At 70.8% G+C, this 19,662-nt stretch carries 17 protein-coding genes, 1 tRNA gene and 1 pseudogene; 9 read left to right on the top strand and 10 right to left on the bottom strand.

Translation table 11 applies throughout. The features are described 5' to 3' along the window. Positions 1-31: 31 nt before the first annotated feature. The gene (locus tag OG625_RS18770) at positions 32-1,603 is read right to left on the bottom strand and encodes a PP2C family protein-serine/threonine phosphatase (protein ID WP_329382164.1); all 1,572 of its coding nucleotides are present in this window, start codon (positions 1,601-1,603) and stop codon (positions 32-34) included. 386 nt (positions 1,604-1,989) lie between these two features. On the opposite strand from OG625_RS18770, the gene OG625_RS18765 reads away from it, so the two are divergent. Both OG625_RS18765 and OG625_RS18760 read left to right on the top strand, forming a co-directional pair. Further along, positions 1,990-2,691 (top strand): bifunctional DNA primase/polymerase, encoded by a 702-nt coding sequence (locus OG625_RS18765; protein WP_329382161.1) that lies wholly within the window; start codon positions 1,990-1,992, stop codon positions 2,689-2,691. 90 nt (positions 2,692-2,781) lie between these two features. Then, positions 2,782-3,426 (top strand): hypothetical protein, encoded by a 645-nt coding sequence (locus OG625_RS18760; RefSeq protein ID WP_329382157.1) that lies wholly within the window; start codon positions 2,782-2,784, stop codon positions 3,424-3,426. Between the two features lie 191 nt (positions 3,427-3,617). On the opposite strand, the gene OG625_RS18755 is transcribed toward OG625_RS18760, so the two are convergent. The 3 genes and pseudogenes from OG625_RS18755 to OG625_RS18745 form a co-directional block, all read right to left on the bottom strand. After that, positions 3,618-4,592 carry a DUF5926 family protein gene (locus tag OG625_RS18755; protein WP_329382154.1) on the bottom strand — a complete coding sequence of 325 codons (975 nt, stop codon included), beginning with the start codon at positions 4,590-4,592 and terminating at the stop codon, positions 3,618-3,620. A 220-nt stretch (positions 4,593-4,812) separates the two neighbouring features. Continuing rightward, positions 4,813-5,414: pseudogene (locus OG625_RS18750) on the bottom strand (ATP-binding protein). An 85-nt stretch (positions 5,415-5,499) separates the two neighbouring features. Then, the gene (locus tag OG625_RS18745; RefSeq protein ID WP_329382151.1) at positions 5,500-6,300 is read right to left on the bottom strand and encodes a glycerophosphodiester phosphodiesterase; all 801 of its coding nucleotides are present in this window, start codon (positions 6,298-6,300) and stop codon (positions 5,500-5,502) included. Positions 6,301-6,536: 236 nt separating this feature from the next. On the opposite strand from OG625_RS18745, the gene OG625_RS18740 reads away from it, so the two are divergent. From OG625_RS18740 to OG625_RS18710, 7 genes are all read left to right on the top strand, one after another. Next, positions 6,537-8,147: a S1C family serine protease gene (locus OG625_RS18740; RefSeq protein WP_329382148.1), complete on the top strand. Its 1,611-nt coding sequence runs from the start codon at positions 6,537-6,539 to the stop codon at positions 8,145-8,147. 112 nt (positions 8,148-8,259) lie between these two features. After that, positions 8,260-9,165 carry a LysR family transcriptional regulator gene (locus OG625_RS18735; RefSeq protein ID WP_329382145.1) on the top strand — a complete coding sequence of 302 codons (906 nt, stop codon included), beginning with the start codon at positions 8,260-8,262 and terminating at the stop codon, positions 9,163-9,165. 88 nt (positions 9,166-9,253) lie between these two features. Then, on the top strand, positions 9,254-9,802 hold the full coding sequence (locus tag OG625_RS18730) for a cysteine dioxygenase family protein (RefSeq protein WP_329382143.1): 549 nt from the start codon (positions 9,254-9,256) through the stop codon (positions 9,800-9,802). Further along, the gene (locus OG625_RS18725; protein ID WP_329382140.1) at positions 9,802-10,848 is read left to right on the top strand and encodes a YeiH family protein; all 1,047 of its coding nucleotides are present in this window, start codon (positions 9,802-9,804) and stop codon (positions 10,846-10,848) included. The genes OG625_RS18730 and OG625_RS18725 overlap by 1 nt, the downstream gene beginning before the upstream one ends. Positions 10,849-11,032: 184 nt before the next feature. Beyond that, entirely contained in the window at positions 11,033-11,983 is a 951-nt protein-coding gene (locus tag OG625_RS18720) for a trypsin-like serine peptidase (RefSeq protein ID WP_329382137.1), read from the top strand. A gap of 101 nt (positions 11,984-12,084) precedes the next feature. Continuing rightward, entirely contained in the window at positions 12,085-12,519 is a 435-nt protein-coding gene (locus OG625_RS18715) for a hypothetical protein (RefSeq protein WP_329382134.1), read from the top strand. A 68-nt stretch (positions 12,520-12,587) separates the two neighbouring features. Beyond that, positions 12,588-12,675 (top strand) — tRNA-Ser (locus tag OG625_RS18710). A gap of 143 nt (positions 12,676-12,818) precedes the next feature. On the opposite strand, the gene OG625_RS18705 is transcribed toward OG625_RS18710, so the two are convergent. The 6 genes from OG625_RS18705 to OG625_RS18680 all read right to left on the bottom strand — a co-directional run bounded on the left by OG625_RS18705 (position 12,819) and on the right by OG625_RS18680 (position 19,609). Further along, positions 12,819-14,198, bottom strand: a complete 1,380-nt coding sequence (locus tag OG625_RS18705) for a tyrosine-type recombinase/integrase (RefSeq protein WP_329382131.1) — start codon at positions 14,196-14,198, stop codon at positions 12,819-12,821. A gap of 64 nt (positions 14,199-14,262) precedes the next feature. Continuing rightward, the gene (locus tag OG625_RS18700) at positions 14,263-14,448 is read right to left on the bottom strand and encodes a helix-turn-helix transcriptional regulator (RefSeq protein WP_329382127.1); all 186 of its coding nucleotides are present in this window, start codon (positions 14,446-14,448) and stop codon (positions 14,263-14,265) included. 133 nt (positions 14,449-14,581) lie between these two features. Then, complete coding sequence (locus tag OG625_RS18695; protein WP_329382124.1) at positions 14,582-15,973, bottom strand: DNA primase family protein; 1,392 nt, start codon at positions 15,971-15,973, stop codon at positions 14,582-14,584. Beyond that, complete coding sequence (locus OG625_RS18690; RefSeq protein ID WP_329382121.1) at positions 15,970-16,092, bottom strand: hypothetical protein; 123 nt, start codon at positions 16,090-16,092, stop codon at positions 15,970-15,972. The genes OG625_RS18695 and OG625_RS18690 overlap by 4 nt, the downstream gene beginning before the upstream one ends. Before the next feature lie 188 nt (positions 16,093-16,280). Beyond that, positions 16,281-17,198 (bottom strand): bifunctional DNA primase/polymerase, encoded by a 918-nt coding sequence (locus OG625_RS18685; RefSeq protein WP_329382118.1) that lies wholly within the window; start codon positions 17,196-17,198, stop codon positions 16,281-16,283. Between the two features lie 296 nt (positions 17,199-17,494). Then, a complete protein-coding gene (locus OG625_RS18680; protein ID WP_329382115.1) occupies positions 17,495-19,609 on the bottom strand; it encodes an ATP-binding protein in 2,115 nt (704 codons plus the stop codon). Positions 19,610-19,662: the final 53 nt, after the last annotated feature.

Here is a 19,662-nt window from a genome sequence, read left to right as displayed (position 1 = left end):
AACAGGGGCAACCGCTACATCACGCGCTGAATCACTCGAACCGGGCGGCGAGCAGGACGACGTCTTCGGGCGCGTCCTCCGGCTCCCCTTCGGGCAGTACGGTCCGCAGGATGTGGTCGCAGATCGCTCCCGGATCCTCCCGGGCGCTCCGGGGAACCCCCGCGGCGGCCGCGTGCAGCCGCGCGTAGGCCCGGTCCATCGGGTCTCCGGTGCGGCGCAGCAGCCCGTCCGTGTACAGCAGCACCGTTTCTCCGGCGGCCGGCTCGATGTCCACGCTCGGTGCCTCCCAGCAGGACAGCATCCCCAGCGGTGCGGAGAGCGTGGTCTCCACGTACTCGGTGCGGCGCTCGCCGATGAGGAGCGGCGGCGTGTGCCCGGCGCCGGCCAGGATGATCTTGGTCCGCTGTCCTTCGCCGCCGGGACCCCCCGCGGGCTCGCAGTACGCGAAGAGCGCGGTGGCGGAGCGTGCGGGCTCGGTCAGCCGCAGCAGCAGTTCCAGGTCGGACAGGACCGCGACCGGATCCTCGCCTTCCATGACGGCGTACGCCCGCAGCGAGGCGCGCAGCCGGCCCATGGCGGCGACGGCGCTCGGCCCGGAGCCGGTGACGGAGCCGACGGCCAGTCCCAGGGCGCCCTCGGGCAGCGGCAGGGCGTCGTACCAGTCGCCTCCGCCGCGCGGCCCCGTGTGGTGGCGGGCCGCGATCTGGACCCCGGGGATTCGGGGCAGCCGGCTGGGCAGCAGCTCCTCGGCGATGGTGGCCAGCCGGGAGCGGGAGCGCTCGACCTCGAGCATCCTGGCCAGGTGCTCCGCGGCGTGCCGCACGTAGAGCCCGACCAGGTCGCGCTGGCGGTCGTTCGGTTCGGCCTGCTCGTCGTAGAGCCACACGGCGGCGCCGAGCCGGCCGGTGGCCTCTGCGGTCAGCGGCAGCGCGTAGCTGGCGGCGTAGCCGAGGCGGGCGGCGACCTCGCGGTGGCGGGGGTCGACGGGGGCGGCGAAACCGCCGGTGCCGGCGGGTGCGTCCGGTTCCGGGAGCACCTCGGAGCCGCCGTGCGCGTCGGGCAGGCCGTCGAGGATGCGTCCGTACGAGGTCGCGCTGCGCGGCACGGTCTCGATGTGGCCGAGGTCCGCGTGGCCGAGGCCGAGGCCGATCGTGGTGGTCGGGCCGAGTCCGTCGGAGGGCTCCAGGACGACCAGTCCGCGGCGGGCGCCCACGAGGGAGGCTCCGGCGCGCAGGAACTCGTGGAGCGAGGCGTCGAGGCCGCTGGTGCGGGCGAGGCGCTCGGTGAGCTCGTGGAGGGTGGTGAGGTCCGAGACCATGCCTGCGAGCCGGTCCTGGATGAGGCTGCCCGGGCCGGCCGGAGGGGCCGGGGTGGCCGGGGTGGCCTGGGCGGGGGTGGTCCGCGCGGGTGTGGGCGCCGCAGTGTGCGGTGACGCGGTAACTGCTGGATCGATTCCAGCCACTTTCGGCAGATGCGGGGCGCTCATGGCGTCCGCCTTTCCACCTGGTGCGATTCGCCATATAGCATCGCAAACCCCCAGATCGTGCTGCGTCGCCATCAAGGAATCCACATCTACACGCACACACGGATCCATGTCCAGCATTGCCCAGGTGGGAATCCTGGTGTCCGTGAGGTGGCAACTCACGGTCCGGCCAAGGCTAGAACTTGGCCGGAAAAAGCTGGAAGCAAGCGGTTTTTACGATCGACTGGACGGACCCGACAGGGGGTTCGGGTACGTAACCGGTAGCGCCCGGGGCCAGTTGGAACCGCCCGGCGCGGGTCGCCGTCCTTATCGGCGGCAGCCGGTCTCGGTACCGGCGCGGGTCGCGCTCCATGCCCGCCGGACGTTTGATGGACCCGTAAGACGACTGCACGAACCGTGTGAACCTGCTTCTGGTGGACAGTGACGCGAAACGTGTACGTGTGGTGAGACACCGGTTACGTGGTGTGATGTGGCCCTCGGCGTTCAACGGAAAGGAACGAGCGCTCATGCGCGAGATCCTCGGAAGGCGTCTCCAGCGGCTCCGCGACCGCTTTCGATCCCTGCGCCCCGCCCCTGGGCGGGTCGACGCCCCGCCGGCCCTCCTCGACGCGGCGCTCACCTGCGCCACCGTCCGGCAGTGGCCCGTCCTGCCCGGCGTCGGCCGGTCCGCCTCGGACGGCTCGCGCTGTGCCTGCCCCGACCCCGACTGCGTCGTTCCCGGCGCGCACCCCTTCGACCCCGGGCTGCTCGCGGCCACCACCGACCCGCGGATGGTGGCCTGGTGGTGGACGCGGCGGCCCGCCGCTCCCGTCCTCCTGGCCACCGGTGGGACCGCCCCCTGTGCGGTGAGCCTGCCGGCCGGGGCCGCGGCGCGTGCCCTCGTACGGCTGGACGCGCAAGGCCTGCGGCTGGGGCCGGTGGTGGCCACGCCGACCCGCTGGTCGCTGCTGGTGGCGCCGTATTCACTGGAACGGCTCGGCGAACTCCTCTACGCCAAGGACCACGTGCCCTCCTCCCTGCGCTTCCACGGCGAGGGCGGCTACTTGTTGCTGCCGCCATCGGCCGCGTCCAGTGGCGGCCAGGTGCGCTGGGAGCGGGAGCCGGGTCCGGATGAGGAGCTGTGGCTGCCCGACGTCGAGGCGGTCGTGGACGCGCTCGTCGAGGCGAGCAGCGGCGCACCCGGCGGCGGCAGCCGGCTCGCGTACTGATCACTCGTACGGGTGCCAGAGGGACGAGTTTCCAAGGGAATTGGGCGCGGGGCTCTCCGGGCCCCATTCCCGCGTCGCTATCTTCGGCGAATGAATCTCCGCCTGATCGGTATCGGCGCCGGTGTGCTGATCATCTTGTCCCTCCCGCTCGCGGGAGCGATCGCCGGGCCGGATTTCGCCGTTCAGGATGACGGAAAGGGCGGCGACCTGTTCTCGACCCTGGGTCTTTCCGACTCCTCGAACGGGTCTCACGGGACGGAAGCGTCTGCTGGGTCTGCTGGGTCCAATAGGTCCCAGGGGACTACCGGTTCTCCCGGATCCGCTACGAGTTCTCCGCGCTCGGCGGCCGACACCCCCGCTGGGCAGCCCGGCCCGGCCGTCGCGCCGCGTACGGACGCGCGCTGCGGCCCCGAAGTGTCCTCGCCGCACGGGGTGGAGGCGCAGACCTGCGTCCTGGTGGGCGAGGGGCAGACGTGGGGTCGCAGCTACTACAGGAACACCAGCGGTCACGCGTTGGACGCCGTGCTGACGGTGATGGGACCGGCGGGCCGCACCGTGCAGATCCGATGTGCGGTCGGCGCGAGCGACGAACCGGGGCTGTGCGAGACGCCGAGGGAGGCCTCGGCGGGGGTTCCGGACAACTACTCGGCCGTAGCGGAATTTGCAGTTCCGGATGATGAAGGGGAGCTGCTGCTGCGGTCCGGGAGCAACTCACCGGCGCCGGGTGACGGTTGAGTCCCGCCTGAAATGGAAGGGCCCGGTCGCTGGCGACGGGGGATGCACCAGCGACCGGGCTACAAGAACGGTAACAAGAGATCGCCTGTTCGCAAATTCGATCTCTGATATTCAGACACCGATTTGCAGACGATTAGCGGGAGTTGTGACACCTGTCACCGGTCCACGAGGGGTCGCGGACCGGTGATGTGTCAGCTGAGGGTCACCTGGCGGTTGGTGAGCCCGCCGCGCGCCCGGCGCTCCTCCGTGGTCAGCGGGGCGTCCGTGGCCAGGGCTCCGGCCAGCCGCTCCGCCAGCTCTGCCGCGGGCTTCTCCACGTCCTCCGCCGTGACCCCGGTGGGCAGGTCCCAGACGGGGACCATCAGGCCGTGCGCACGGAAGGAACCGACGAGCTTCGTGCCCTCGCCGAGCGAGGAGGTACCGGCCGCGTGCAGCCGCGCGAGGGCGTCGAGCAGCTTCTCCTCGGGGTGCGGCATGACCCAGCGCAGGTGGTTCTTCTCCGGGGTCTCGCACCAGTAGGCCGCGTCCACACCGGTCAGCTTGACGGTGGGAATGGCGGCCGCGTTGGCGCGCTCCAGCGAGGCGGCGATCTCCGGAGAGGCGTTCTGGGCGCTCTCCGATTCCGGAATCCAGAATTCGAAGCCGGTGTGGACAACCGGCTCGAAACCGCCGTCGGAGTCCAGGAGATCCTGAAGTCGCGGACCCTCGGCGGGAACCCGGCGGGCCGCCACGGGAGTACCCGGGTCCGCCACGAGCGCACGCTCCAGGGTGTCGGCCAGGTCGCGGCCGAGGTCCCCGCTGGACGATTCGTTCTGCAGGCCGAGCAGGACCGAGCCGTCCTCGCGGCGCAGGGCCGGCCAGGCCATGGGCAGTACGGTCACCAGCGTGACGGAGGGAACTCCCTCGGGCAGACCGCCCTTGAGGGTCAGCGGCACGGTGGCCGCGGGCACGAGTTCGCGCAGCGCGACCCAGTCGCACTCGCCCGGCAGGCCCTCGAAGGGGCGCCGCACGTGCTCGGTGACGGCGTGCGCGGCGGCTGCGCCGTGGCAGGCCTTGTAGCGGCGCCCGGATCCGCAGGGGCAGGGCTCGCGGGCGCCCACCACGGGGATTTCACCGTTGTTGAGCTGCGGCTTTGCAGACTTGGCTGCGGGGCGCTTCTTGGCCATCGTGGGTGTCTCCCGGTTGCGGCGGTACGGCGTCGTGTCTGGGCGCGAGCCTAGCCGTTCGTACCGCCGGAACCGGTGGGGTGCGGCCGGGAGCACGGTCGGCGTGCGCTCCCGGACGGCTGCTTGTCTCTTCCCGCGTCGTCCAGTTGTCGTTGAGCGGTGTTCGGTTGTTTCTCTGTTCCGTGTGTCTGTTCCGCGTGTCTGTTGTCGTGTGTCGCCCTCAGGGATCGAGATCGTCGAAGGCGGTACTGAAATCGATCGCCGGGGGCGCAACGCGCGTAGCGAAATCCTCGTGCCGGGGCCCACAGGCAACGATCACCCACACGGTGACCTCACCCGCCGCTCCGTCCCGGACACCCCAGTCCTGGGCCAAGGCACTGATGATGTTCAGCCCCCGACCACCGCGCGCGGTGACCGAGGGCGTGGCAGGAACAGGGCGAGTGGGCCCGCCCCCGTCCGTGACCTCGACCGTCAGTCGCCCCGCTGTGTCAAAGCGCCATGCGGCGCGTATCTCCCCGTCCCCGACTTCCCGCGCGCCCAGCGGCCTGCCGTGTCGGCAAGCGTTGCTGAGCAGTTCGGAAAGGATCAGTACGGCATCGTCCACGACCGATTCGGACACCCCGCTGATGCGCAATTGCTCACGCATCCGGTGTCTCGCCTCGCCCACGCCCGCAGGACCATGGCGTACATCCATGCACGACGACGTGGGCACTTCTTGTGCCACCACCAACGCCACCCCCGGAACCTCCTTAGCCCCACGCATGGTCTGGATGCCCCAATGGCCTGGACCGGAAACCGCCGGAGCGGGGCCCTCTGACGCATTCGCGCCGGACGAATGCGGAGCGGATGCGCCGGTGCACACCCTGTTACGGGAGGGGCGGGCGGGGTGGGTGCGCAAAAGGGGACGTCAGCGGCCCAGTTGGGACAGAACCTGACGAGGTCTGTTCGTGATGATCGCTTCCACACCCAGATCAGCGCAGAGCTGAACGTCTTCCGGATCGTTCACAGTCCATACGTGTACGGAGTGGCCCGCGCCCTGGAGCTTGCGGATGAAGCCGGGGTGGTTGCGTACGATCCGCATCCCCGGACCGGCGATTCCGACGCCGGCCGGCAGCCGCCCGTCCCGCATCCGGGGCGAGATGAACTGCATCAGATACACGGTCGGGATCGTCGGGGCGGCTGCCCTCACCCGGTGCAGGGAGCGCGCCGAGAAGCTCATGACGCGGACCGGGTGGGGTCCTTCGGTGGGCGGGGAGTCCAGGCCGAAGCGCTTGAGGAGGAACAGGAGGCGCTCCTCCACCTGTCCGGCCCAGCGGGTCGGGTGCTTCGTCTCGATCGCCAGCTGGACCGGCCGGCCGGCGTCGGAGACCAGCTCCAGGAGCCGCTCGAGGGTGAGGACGGAGGTGCGCTCCGGGTCCGCGTCCCAGTCGGGGGACTCCTCGCGGTCCTTCCAGGAACCGAAGTCGAGGGCGGCGAGGTCGGCGAGCTCCAGGGCGGAGACCGCGCCGCGGCCGTTGGAGGTGCGGTTGACCCGGCGGTCGTGGACCAGGACCAGATGGCCGTCGGCCGTCAGCCGGACGTCGCATTCGAGGGCGTCCGCGCCGTCTTCGATGGCCCTGCGGTAGGCGGCCAGGGTGTGCTCGGGGGCGTCCTCCGAGGCGCCGCGGTGGGCGACGACCTGGATGGGGTGCGGCGTTGCGTGGGTCACCGGGTCATGGTGCCACCGAGGGGGCCCCGGGCGTCGAGGTCGAGACCTGCAGATGCATCCGAAATGCCCGATATAAAGAATAGGAGGAGATGCACAGGTCCGGCTTACAGTGCTCTGACGGGTGATGGGAAAGGCTTTGCCCAGGAACTTGTGTGGCAAGTCGAACGTTCAGTCGGACCGATTGCCAGAGATTTGCCAGAGATTTCTGAAGCCGTGTGTGACGAGGAGAGAGCGCTGTGAGCACCGAGAACGAGGGCACCGCGGCCCCGACGCCCCCCGCGGCCCCGTCCGCACCCCCCGCTCAGGCCTCCGAGACGCAGCCTGCGGCTCCCGCGCCTGCTCCGCAGCCGGCGGACGCACCGCCGGCGCCCCCGGCCCCTGCCGAGGCGACGGCTCCGGCCGCCCCGGTGGTCCCCGCGGCCGCGCCCGCCGCAGAGCCGGTGACCCAGCAGCTCCCGCCCACTCCGGCGCCGGGCGCCGAGCACACCCAGCAGCTCCCGCCCACCCCGCCGCCCGCCGCTGCGGCGCCCGCCACCCCGGCGTACCCGGCTCCGGCGCACCCCGCCCCGGCCTACGGCCAGGCCCCCGCTCCGGCCGCGCACGGCGGCGAGGGCTGGCCGCCCCCGCCGCCCGCCGTGCCCGGGTACGGCGCGCCCGGCGGCCAGGGAGGCCACGGAGGCGGTGCCTGGGGCGCGCCCCTGACCGCCGACGGCACCCCGCCGGCCAAGCCGAAGGGCAAGGGCGGCCTGATCGCGGGCGTCCTCGTGGCGGCCCTGCTCGCGGGCGGCATCGGCGGCGGCGTCGGCTACTGGGCCGCCGACCGCAGCAGCAACGGCACGGGGTCGACCACGATCACCGCCGGCAACACCCCGAAGGACCTCAAGCGCGAGGCCGGTTCGATCGCGGGTCTGGCCGCCGCCGCACTGCCCAGCGTCGTCACCATCGAGGCCTCGGCCGGTGACGGCGACGGCGGGACCGGCACGGGCTTCGTCTACGACCAGCAGGGCCACATCCTCACGAACAACCACGTGGTGGCCTCGGCCGCCAACGGTGGCAAGCTCTCCGCGATCTTCTCCGACGGCAAGAAGTACGAGGCCGAGGTGGTGGGCCGGGCGCAGGGTTACGACGTCGCCGTCCTCAAGCTGAAGAACCCTCCGGCCGGCCTCAAGCCGCTGCCGCTCGGCGACTCCGAGAAGGTCGCGGTCGGCGACGCGACCATCGCCATCGGCGCGCCGTTCGGCCTGTCGAACACGGTCACGACCGGCATCGTCAGCGCCAAGAACCGCCCTGTCGCCTCCGGTGACGGCTCCGGCGGCAAGAATTCGTACATGAGCGCCCTGCAGACGGACGCCTCGATCAACCCGGGCAACTCCGGTGGCCCGCTGCTCGACGGGCGCGGCGCCGTCATCGGCATCAACTCCGCGATCCAGTCGGCCGGCAACGGCGGTTTCGGCGGCGGCCAGGCCGGTTCCATCGGCCTCGGCTTCGCCATCCCGATCAACCAGGCGAAGAACGTCGCCGAGTCCCTGATCAAGACGGGCAAGCCGGTCTACCCGGCGCTGCTGGTCCAGGTGGACCTCCAGTCCAAGGCCGAGGGCGCCAAGATCTCCGAGCAGGGCGCGGCCGCCAACGAGCTGGTCGATCCGAACGGTCCGGCCGGCAAGGCCGGTCTCAAGCCGGGCGACATCATCACCGACTTCGGCGGCAAGCCGGTCGACAGCGGCCCGACCCTGATCAGCATGATCTGGACGTACAAGCCCGGCGACACGGTGAAGCTCACCTACCTGCGCGGCGGCAAGCCGACCACGGTGGACGTCACGCTCGCCTCGCGGGTCGGCGACAAGTAGGGCCGAGGGCCGGCGCGAGCAGGACCACCGGCCACGGCAGTGGCCTGATGGGGAGGGGCCGTAGGCGGGATTCCGCCTGCGGCCCCTCCCAACGTCCGCTTATGCTTCGCTGGTGTTCGATTCCCGGCACATACGGACGTTCCATGAGGTGGTCGCCTCCGGGTCCTACTCGGCGGCCGCCCGCGTGCTGGGCTACACCCAGCCCGCCATCACCCAGCAGATGAAGGCGTTGGAACGCGCCGTCGGAACACCGCTGTTCACCCGCGTGGGCCGGAAGATGCAGCTCACCGAGGCCGGAGAGTCCCTCTCCCGGCATGCCGAGACGATCCTCGGCAGCCTCTCCGCCGCCGAGGCCCAGCTCAAGGCGTACGCGCGTCTGCGCACCGGGCGGGTGCGGCTGTGCGGCTTCCCCAGCGCCAACGTCACCCTCGTGCCGGAGGCCCTGAGCGGTCTGGCCAAGGACCATCCCGGCGTACAGGTCGAGCTGCTGGAGGGGGAGCCCCCGGAGTCGCTGCGCCGACTGGAGCGCGGGGAGTGCGACATCACTCTGGCCTTCACCTATCCGGGGCTGCACGAGGAGATCCCGGAGGAGGTCACCGAGGTCAGGCTGCTGGAGGACCAGCTGACCGTGCTGCTCCCGACCGGGCACCCGCTGGCGCGGCGCAGGGCTGTGCACCTGGCGGATCTCGCCGAGGAGCGGTGGATCGCCGGCTGCCCGCGATGCCGGGCGAACCTGCTGCACGAGTGCGCCGAGCTGGGCTTCGTACCCGACATCCGCTTCGCCACCGACGACAACCTGGTGGTGCAGAGCCTGGTCGCCCAAGGCCTGGGCGTGGCCATGATGCCCGCGCTGGTCCTGCCTTCCCTCTCGCTCAGCAAGGTCTGCGGACGGGCCCTGCAGCCCACCGCGCGCCGCCACATCGCGGCCTACGTGTACCGCGACCACCTGCGCGTCCCGGCGACGGCCGTGGTCCTCGACGCGCTCCGGCGGGTGGCGGCGAACCGGGTCGGCTGCTGACCAGCGACCAGAACCCATAAGCAGTACTTGGGATTTGAGGTCATAACTGTCGTTGGACGTGATGGGTCGGCGGCAGGACGCTGCGGCTATGACCACCACCACGCCGGCCCGTACCACCACGAGGATGGCCGCCCTCGTCAGTGAGATCCGCACGGTCGTGGAGCGGGGGCTGGCCCCGGACCTGACCGCGTACCTGGTCGGCGAACGGGTCGCCCCGCATCTGGGCGCCGCCGACCTCCTGACGCCCGCGCAGTGCGAAGGCGACTCGAAGCGGTACCGGCAGCACATCCTGCACGCCGAGTCCGACGGCAGCTTCTCGGTGGTGGCGCTGGTGTGGCTGCCCGGCCAGGAGACGTGCATCCACGACCACGTGTCGTGGTGCGTGGCCGGGGTGCACCAGGGCGAGGAGAGCGAGCGCCGCTTCCGCCTGGCGCCCGGTGTCGGTCCGGCCCGGCTGGTGGCCACCGAGGACGTGGTCAACACCCAGGGCGAGGTCTGCGGTTTCGCCCCGCCCGGAGACATCCACAAGGTGCGCAACTCCTGTCGCACGAAGGCGATATCCCTGCACGTGTACGGAGCCGACGTGTCCCGGCTGGGTACCAGCATCCGCCGCGTCTACACGCTGCCGGTCGACTGATGGCCCTCCTCCACCGCCCCCAGGGCGTGGCGGTCCGGCATGTTTCACGTGAAACATCCACCTCCTGGCCCGGGTTGGCGATGGCCGCGGGCGGGGCACTGGCGGCCTGGTGCGTCCACCGTCTCGTGCCGGCCGTCCCCCTGCTGACCGCCTCGGTCGTGCTCGGCATCGCGGTGGCGCATCTCCCCGGCCTACGGACCTTCGCGCGCGGGACCGCCCGCCCCGGTCTCTCCCTGGCCGGCCGGCGGCTGATGCGGATCGGCATCGTCCTGCTGGGGCTCGGTCTGGGACTGGACCAGGTCGCGCGACTGGGCTGGGGGACCGTGGCCATGGTGGCAGGGGTTGTCGCGGCGACCTTCTTCGGCACCCTCTGGCTCGGTCGCCGCCTCGGACTCCCCGGTGACCAGCCGCTGTTGATCGCCACCGGATACTCGATCTGCGGGGCCTCGGCGATCGGCGCGGTGAGCGAGGTGTCGGGCAGCGATGAAGAGGACGTGGCCGCCTCGGTGGCACTGGTCACCCTGTGCGGAACCCTCGCGATAGCGGTCCTCCCCCTCCTCCAGGGCCCGCTGGCGCTCTCCGACCCCGCCTTCGGGCGATGGGTGGGCGCGAGCGTCCACGACGTCGGCCAGGTGGTGGCCACCGCGCAGACAGCGGGCCCGGGCGCGCTCGGCGATGCCGTGCTGGTGAAGCTGATGCGGGTGGCGCTGCTCGCCCCGCTCGTGGCGGCCGTGGCCTTCTCCGTACGGGCCCGGCGGCGAGGGGTGCGGACCGCCTCGGGGCGTCGGCCGGCCCCGGTACCGCTGTTCGTGGCCGGATTCCTGGCGGCGGCCGCGCTGCGGGCGACCGGCGCGGTGCCCGACGTAGCGCTGGACTGGGCCCACACCGCGCAGGAGGCATTGCTCGCGGCGGCCCTGTTCGGCCTGGGGAGCGCGGTGCACCTGCCGACGCTGGCCCGGACCGGAGGGCGGGCCGCGGTGCTGGGGCTCGGGGCGTGGGTGGTGGTCGCGGGGGTCTCGTACGCGGGCGTGCTGCTCACGATGTGACGGAAGGGAGTTGGCCATTTCCTGGCCGGAACCGACCGAACGTTCCGACTGCCCGCTGACATTGCGACCCGCCCGTGCCACTCTCCTCCCGGCAACTCGAACAACCGATCCGCACCGACCGCTCTTCACCCCCACCCTGCCCCGACGGCCACCCCGTCCCCGGGCACGGCAGAAGGAGTCATGCGTGAATCGTCATCGAAAGGCCTTGTCCGTCCTGCTCTCGACGGGCGCCCTGGTCGCGGGCGTCCTGACGGCGGCCACCCCCTCGACCGCGGCGGACACCCCCACGTCCTTCCGGCAACAGCACACCCAGGGCTTCTGGACCGCCGAGCGGATGCGCGCCGCGGCCCCGCTCGACGTCACGGCGACCCCCGGCACGCACCGCACCCCGGTCGCCACTTCCGCCGCCCCGACGAACATCGCCCCGACGGCCGCCTCCGTCTCTCCCACGGCCTTCCCGCAGGCGGGCGGGGCCTGGACGGGCGGCGGAGCGGTCGTGAAGACCTCCGGCCGGGTCTTCTTCACCATGGGAGGCCGGACCGCCTCCTGCTCCGGTGACTCGGTCACCAGCGCCAACGGCAGCACGGTCATCACGGCCGGCCACTGCGTGAAGTACCAGGGGGCCTGGCACACGAACTGGACGTTCGTCCCCGCGTACAACAACGGCAACGCGCCCTACGGCCAGTGGTCGGCCACCAAGACCTTCGCCACCGACCAATGGGCCGCGAGCGAAGACATGAACATGGACGTCGGCCTCGCGGTCGTCGCCCCCCTGAACGGCCAGACCCTCAGCCAGGTCGTCGGCGCCCAGGGCATCCTCTTCAACGGCGGCTACAACAAGCGGATGTACGCCTTCGGCTTCCCCGCCGCCGCCCCGTACGACGGCACGAAGCTGGTCTACTGCAGCGGCAACAGCGGCAAGGACTTCCTGCTCACCAGGGACCACAGCCTGGCCTGCAACATGACCGGCGGCTCCAGCGGCGGCCCCTGGTTCCAGGACTTCAACGAGACCACGGGCCTGGGCACCCAGGTCTCGGTGAACAGCTTCGGCTACACCTTCCTGCCGAACCGCATGTACGGCCCGTACTTCGGCAACGAGGCAAAGGCGGCCTACGACAAGGCCCAGACCGCCTGATCCTGGGGCACCGGAGCAGTGCCCCGGTGCCCTCTGTGCCTTCCCGCGGGCGGCATCGCTACATACGCTGCTCGTACCAATGCGCTTGGGGAGGATGCGAGTTGGACAAGAGCGACAAGAACGATTCCCGGTTACGGCACGAGGAGAAGGAGACGCTCCTGACCGAGCTGCGCCAACTGACCTACCGGATAGCGACGACCCCACATGACGTGGGCGTCGCGGATCCCAAGGCCAGGATCGCGGAACTGAGGGAGCAGCTCGCGGCACTGGACGCGCCGGCGGCAGGGAAGCGCGGAACCCCCGAGACCGGCAGGACGAAGGAGCCCGAATCTCCGGACCGCGGGCGGCCCAAGGAGGACCTGAGCGGATACGGCGATCCGGTTCCCGATCCCGCCCGGACGTACGATCCGAGCTCCCAACCCTACGCGGGTGGGCGTTCGGACCGCAGCGAGGAGCCCGACCAGGAACTCACGCGGGGCCCCCACGACCGGCGGGGCCGGTTCGGCCAGCACCGCCGGGGTAGAGGCCGCAGCTGATCACGACCCGGACACCCCTGACAGCCGGTACTCTGGATCCCGCTCCGCCGCTGTCCGGCAGGGGCGAGGGTGGGTTGCCCGAGCGGCCTAAGGGAACGGTCTTGAAAACCGTCGTGGCGCGAGTCACCGTGGGTTCAAATCCCACACCCACCGCCACCAGGTCAGAGAACATCCTGATCAGAAGGGGTGCCCCTCACAGAGGGGCACCCCTTCGGCGTTCGGCCTGTCTCACCCTGTCTCGCCCGTATCCCACTGTTGACCAGTGCGTACGGCCAACCTGCGGCCAGGTTTCCGCTCCATCAGAGCGTCGGCTGATCGCCCTTCGCCTGGTCCGCGAACCCCTGGTCGATCAACTCGTTCATGCGCTCCTCCTCGCCGTCCAGCACCTTGGCGTAGTAGCGCTGAAGCACTGCGATGCTCTGCCCCGCCCTGCGGGCCGTCTCGGCCAGGCTGACCCCGGACCGCAGCCAGAAGGACACGCAGGCGTGTCGCAGGTCGTACGGAATGAACGCGAGCGGGGATGCCGCCTGCGCCGGCGTGAGGGCCCGGCGTCGAGCCTCTTTCCACACCGCCCCGTACTCCTGGGACCGGATCGGGCCTCCACGGACAGCCTGGAATAGCCGGCCGTCGGCGCCAGCACCGAACTGGTCGATGTGCTCGCGCAGCAGGACGACCAGCGCGGGCGGGATCGGCACACGACGCACGGTCCGCCGGGCACGGTGCTTGAGCCCACGTTCCTCGTATGGCATCCCGTCATCCGTCCACCCGGAACCGACCTGTGGACGCGCCCCGGAGAGGTCCACCCGCCCCCATCCGCTCTCGGGGAGGATGCACTGATCCAGGCTGAGCACGGAGACCTCTTCGGGGCGCATGGCCGCGTAGTACATGCACCCGAAGAACGCCACCAGGTGCTTGCCCCGGGCCCCCTGCCCGCGCACGCCGTCCAGCAGCAGCCTGGCCTGTGCCGGAGTGGCGACGCTTCGCTCGTCCAGCTCCTCGACGGCCTTCGGTGTCTCCCAGTGCACGCGGTGCAGAGGATTGCTGGGGAGCAGCTCCTTCTCGACCGCCAGGCGGAGACAGTTGCTCAGCACGGCTCGGCGACGCCGGATGGTGTTCGGCGCTGCCGACTTCCCGTCCTTCCGCCTCGCCAGGCCATCCAGAACCGTGCGCATCTTGCCCGCGCTGTCGAGGTCCACCATCGCGGGAGAGTTCTTCTCGACCCAGGCCAGTGCCCGAGCCTCTTCGTCCGGCGGGTTTTGCCCGTGCCGGCCAGCGTTGAACGCCCACTGGTAGAGCGCACGCCGCAGCAGCTCCTCGTCCGGCCGTCCCTTGCTGTTCGGGCAGAGCGTCATCGTGGCGATGCTCAGGCTCTCGGCAATGCTCGCGCGATGCTTCGCAGCAGCCTGCGGCCACTTCATCGCGACGTGATCCCGAGCATGGGTGTACCAGGAAGTGCGGTTGAGCTGGCGAAGCTCGGAGACCGGAAGCCCGGTCTCCGTGTCGAAGGATTCGCCACGACCGGCGGCCGTCACGAGCTGAGCCCTGCGGGCGTCCGCAAGCGTTTTGGTCAGGAACGGCTCCTGGTGGACCTTGCCGTCCACGGTCCAACGAAGCTGAAAGGGCGCGCTCTTGCTGGCGCGGCGTCGGATGTTCCAGACGCGCACGTCGTAGGTCTGCATGTAGGTCTCCTGAATGCCGAAGGGGCCCACTGACGAGTGGGCCCCTTCGGAGTGGGATGTCGGATTAGACGGCGCTGGCGCAGGTCTCCCACCAGGAATCGAGGTCCGCGCGCCGAACGCGGATCTGTCCGTTGGGCAGTTTCTGCAGCCGCGGGGCCTGGCCCCGGGCGCGCATCCGGTAGAAGGCGGCTCGGCTCATCCCGATCTCATCCAGCACCTCGGGGAGTCGGAGCATCTGAGGGCGTGCCATCGGTCTCTCCTCGAATGGGTCGGCTTGCTTCCCGGCTGAGTTGGTCCCACATTTGCGCGTGTCGCGACTCAAGCGACTCAGCGCGACTCAACCCCTGGGGTGTGAGGGGCTTGAGTCGCTTGAGTCGCGTCTCTCAGCGATGCGGGTCGGACTGGGTGAGGGTGATTCCGGTGTACGTGGGGACCTGGCGGCCGTAGGCGTCGCGCGGGCGGGCCCGATGGAGCTGGGGGACCACGGACTGGAGGTTGCGGCCGAAGAGCTGCTTGGTTCCGATGGCCCGGACGCCGTTGTCCTCGGCCCATTCGCGCCAGACCGCCCAGAGGGTGTCCACGGGGATCGTGCAGTCTCGGCCCGTGGTGCAACGTTCGCGGACGAATGCGCTGGTGGGCGACGCGGTGTCCTGCATGATCGTGATGGATTCCTGGGAGGATTCCGGCTGCGTGATCCGGCCGGTGTGCTCCAGACGTGCCAGGCCTTCCAGGGCCCAGTTGAGGATCCCGGGCATCTCGGCGGCCAGCTTGCCGTCGAGTTCGGTGTCCTCCTTGCCGAGCCACGAGAGCGTCATGTTCAGCACGATGAACCGGCGGGCGATGACTCCGGAAGCGTCTCCGAAGTTGGGCAGTTCGTTGGTGAGGACCATGAGCCGAGTGGGGAGCTTGCCGGTCCATGCATCGCGGTACTTGCGGTCGATGTCGATGGTGTCTTCGCCGGAGATTGTCAGCAGCCGCTCGACCACGCCGCTGTCGTTGCCCGACAGACGCGCGTCGGAGATGACGGCGAGCGGCTTGCCGATCAGAGAGGCGAGCCCGAAGTTCGTGCCCAGGGCCGAGAGCGCCGGCCCGGCGAGGTTGTTCTCGCCGACCATCTTTCGCATGACCCGGGCGATGGTGCCCTTCCCGGAACGGCTCGGCCCCTTCAGGAGCAGGATCTTCTGCTGGTCAGTCCGGCCGGACAGGACGTAGCCGAACCATTCCTGCAAGGTCGCGACGGACGCGGGGTCGTCGGGCCACAGCTTGTGGAGGAACGACTTCCAGTTCGGCGCAGTGGCTGCGGGGTCGTAGTCGAAGGGGATGGACACGATGTTGAAGAACCCGGGCCCGTGCGTGAGGAGCTCTCGGTCCCGGATGCGCAGCAGCCCGTTGCGGCAGGCGACGATGACGCTGGCGTCCTGCTCTTCGCGGTCGACCCAGGACGGGGCGTCTACGTCGTTCGGCAGCAGCGTGATCGCTCCGAGGGCATCGAGTAGGTTGCTGATCTTCGTTCGGGTGGGGGCCCAGTCCCGGATCTCGGGGTTGCCATCCTTGTCGAGGCCAGCGGTGTAGGTGGCGTGCTCCAGCCGCGTGTAGAGGGCGGCTCGGATCTGCTGCTCGTCCAGCTCCCGCCAACACGTGCCGGTCCACTGCATCCAGGATCCGCGCCACCGTCGGTACAGCAGCCGCTGCTGCTCGTCCTGCCAGTCGGGCAGGACCCGGCGGGCCACGGCCATCGGGTGGGAGGGAGCCGGAAGCTCCTCCACGTCGCTCATGCTGCCCTCCTGTCGTCCTGCGGGGCCTGCTCGGAGCAGGTGGCGCGGTGCTGCTCGTGGTCGGCGATCAGATTGCCGCCGGCCGCGTATCCGACGGAACCGAGGTTCCTGCCGCACACGCACCACGACCGAACGGTGGGGGTCCCTCCGGGCTTTGGCGCCCGCATGACGAGCCACCCGACGATGCGGCGCCCATCGTCCCCGTGCGCGTCAGAGCGAAGGGCAGAAAGGACGCCTTCGGCGACGACCTTCGGCGCGCCACTCCCGGCGGGGGGCGGGGTCGGTTCGGCGGAGCGGGGGCTGGTGGTCATGACGCCCTCACCGCCACGGCGTTGAAACCATTGGCGACGGCGCGGGCGGCGTACGCCTCGGGCACTCCGACATCGACGGCCTCGTCGATGATCTGGCGCCTGATGGTCTCCAGACCGCAGGGTCCGGGGCACGCGGTGTGCTGGTTGGCGAGGAAGCGGGCGACGCCGTATGCGGTGCTGCCCGCGCCCTGCTCGCGGCATGCGGCGACCTTGGCGAGGCCCCGGGCCAGGCCGGTTTGGACGAAGGTTTCGGTGTGGCGACAGCCGGTGGCCACCGACCGGTCCCAGGCGGCGCGGCCGGGAGACGAAGAGTCCACCTCCTCACGAAGCGGCCGGGTGGTCTCTTCCCTCACGACCAGCGCCCGGACGACGTCCGGCAGGGCCGTGATGGTGCCCGTGCCGATGCCGTACCAGCGGGCGTAGGACATGCGGGACTTGATGTCTACGCCGGGCCGCAGCTTGTTCGCGGACTGCATGGCGCCCCGGTAGATCCAGTGCTCGCCGCGGGTGGTCGCCACGGTCTTGGTCGCGGGGAGCTCCTGGCGGGCCCACGCGACCGCGTCGGCGTTGTCGAGGTCCACGACGGTGAGTCCGGCCCCGCCGGGGTGGTAGGCGATGGCCACCGCCTGGCGCCAGGCGGTGGCCCAGGCCGGGCCGGTGAAGACGTCGGGGTTGACCGTGGCGGCGGCCCAGCCGTGGCACGGGGCGGGGCACTGGCAGGGGCCAGCGGACTTCATGTGGGGCCGGTCCCCGCAGGCCGAGCCCGCGCAGGCCGGGCAGTTCCCGAAGGGGAGCTTGCCTTTCCGCAGCGGCACCACGGGTAGGCCGATCTCGGCGAGCCAGAGCGCGGTCTGCAGGTTCGGGGGTAAGGCCAGGCGGCCGGGGCCTCGCGGGAAGTCGGTGGTGTGGGTCATGCTGGTCTCTCCAGTTCTTGAGCGTTCTGGATGAGAGCGGCCCCGCTTCATTGGCGTGAGAGGGGGCCGCTCTCGGCATGTCGGACGGGTCATGCGGAATCCCTGCCGCTGGTGGGGCAGGGAGGCGTGGGCACCCCCTGTGGGGGTGCGTGTGGAGGGGGTTTCGGGGCGCTGACCTGCGGCGCCTCCCTGCCTCCCTGACAGATCATTTCCGCAGGTCAAAGCCAGGGAGGCAGGTCAGGGAGGCCGTCAGGGAGTTCTCCCTGCCTCCCTGACCCGGGACCGTGCGGCTCCCTCTACTCGGCGGCGGAAGCGGAACCGTTGTCCGGGCGGCTGGCGAGGACGCGGGCGAGGCGCTCGCGGCCGATGACCATGCGGCCGTCGGACTTGTAGGGCTCGGCTCCGGTGCCGTCGAGGACCCGCTTGAGGTCGAGGAACGACCAGCCGCCGTAGGCGTCCTTGTTCAGCGCGGCGAGCCGCTTGAGGACGTCTTGGGTGAGGACGCGCGGCTCGGTGCCGAGCACGGACAGGATGTCCGCGAGCGGGTCGGCCGCCGGCCCGTGGTCGATGGTGTGGGCGGTGGTGACGCCGTCGCGGAGGGCCTTGGCCCGCTCGGCGATCAGCTTGGCGGTGTCGGTGTCGATGTAGTGAGTGCGGACGGTGATGGATGCCTGCCCGGCCGGGATGGCGATGCCGTCGGACGCGACGACCACGGTCCCCTTGTCGAGGCCCTGGCGGAGCAGGTGCGGAGCGGCGCCGCCGTCGACGGCCTTGTCACCCAGGGCCATGCGGGCCTGCGACTCGGTACCCAGGGCAAGAGAGACGCGGGTGTGGGCGCCTTCGCGGACGAGCTTGGGAAGGTTCTGGTCGGTGGGGTCCTGCGTGCCCTCCCAGAGGGTCACGTCCACGGCCCGACCCTGGTTGTGGATCTTCCGTGCGGCCATGAAGTACCGGGACGTGGCCTTGGAGCCGCCGTAGGGCCGCTTGTCGTCGCCGACGGCGGGGCACATGAACGCCACCTGCGCCTCATCCACGACAAGGACCAGCGGCGGGAACACCGTGCCGGGAGGTGCCTGGATACGGCGCTCCATCTCCGCGACCCCGCCCTCAAGCATCTCCGTGGCGTCGATGACGTGCTCGTCGGTCGGGCCCTGGATCAGGGTGGTGGCCAGGCCGTCGAACATGTCCCAGTCGCCCACGCCCTTGAGGTCGGCGATGCGGAACTCGACCGTCTTGTCGAGGGCGAGCCACAGGGCGAGCGCGCGGAGGGCGGCGGTCTTGCCCTGGTTGGACAGGCCGGTGATCAGCAGCATGCGCTGATACAGGCTGATCAGTGCTGCGTCGCCGCGCAGGTCCTGGCCCCAGGGGGCCTTGCCAGTCTTGTAGTTGGCGGTCATGGTCTCGTCGGTGACCAGCGGGGACGGGCCGATCGGCTCGTCGAGTGCGCCGGAGTCGGCGATCCACAGCCGCACCGTGCGGGCAGCCGCGGGCAGCGTGATGAACACCTCGTGCTCGTGGCGGGCGAGGTTCTCGGCGAGCTTCCTGCGGCGTCCCTGCACCTCGGCGGTGGAGACCCCGGAGGGGAGGGTGACGTCGACCTCGACGCCGCATCCGGCGATGCGGATCGGGCCGAGCATTCCGGCGCCGGCGTCCCCCATGTCCTTGATGGCGTTGCGCAGCGGCGCGATACCGAGGTCCCGCAGGGCCGTGACCACGATCGAGGGGGTGATGGGTGCTCCGGCGTCGTCGCGCTGCTGGGCGGGGAGCGTCCACTGCGGCGCGGTCTGCTGGCGCCGGCCGACTCCCCACAGGGCCAGTAACGCCAGCCACGGCCCGACCGTCAGTGCCGGTCCCCATACGACGGTCGCCACGGCGACGATCCAGCGGATCGCCTCGATTACCGCTCCGATCGGGGCGACCACCCACGAGATGTCCTCGTTCGCTATGGCCAGCACGATCCCGAGCAGCAGTAGGCCACCGACCGTGAGGCCGGTCCCGTAGAGGGCGCTTTTGGTGAGGTCGGGGGCGGACCGGAGCAGGTCCATGCGGCGGTGGTGGCGGCCGGCGCGGAAGCGCTGGAGCCGGTCCTCCCACTCCTTGGCCTCGTCGAAGTTCCCGCCCGCTTCGGCGGCGCGGATCATCCGCTCGTACCGGGACGCGGTCCGCCCGTCCCACGTCCGCTTCGCGGTGATCCTCGTGCCGCCGATGACGTACATGCCGTGGCGGGCCACCAGCCGCGCCGCCGTACGGGACCGCTCGCTGGTGACCGCCGTTCGCAGGCCTCGCCCGGTCCGGCGCCACACCCGGACCGGCTTCACAGCGTCGGGCGCGGCCGGTCCGGGGGCGGGCGCGGGGATCGTGTCGGTGGAGCTCTGGGGCTCTTTGAACAGGGGGACGACGTTGTCGGTCATGCTGAGAACTCCTGCTCTCGCGAACTAGCGGGTGGGTAGGGACCGGGGCGGCC

Origin of the sequence: Streptomyces sp. NBC_01351, from assembly GCF_036237315.1 — a bacterium.
Classification (GTDB): Bacteria; Actinomycetota; Actinomycetes; order Streptomycetales; family Streptomycetaceae; genus Streptomyces.
This window is presented reverse-complemented; position numbering and strand designations above follow the sequence as displayed.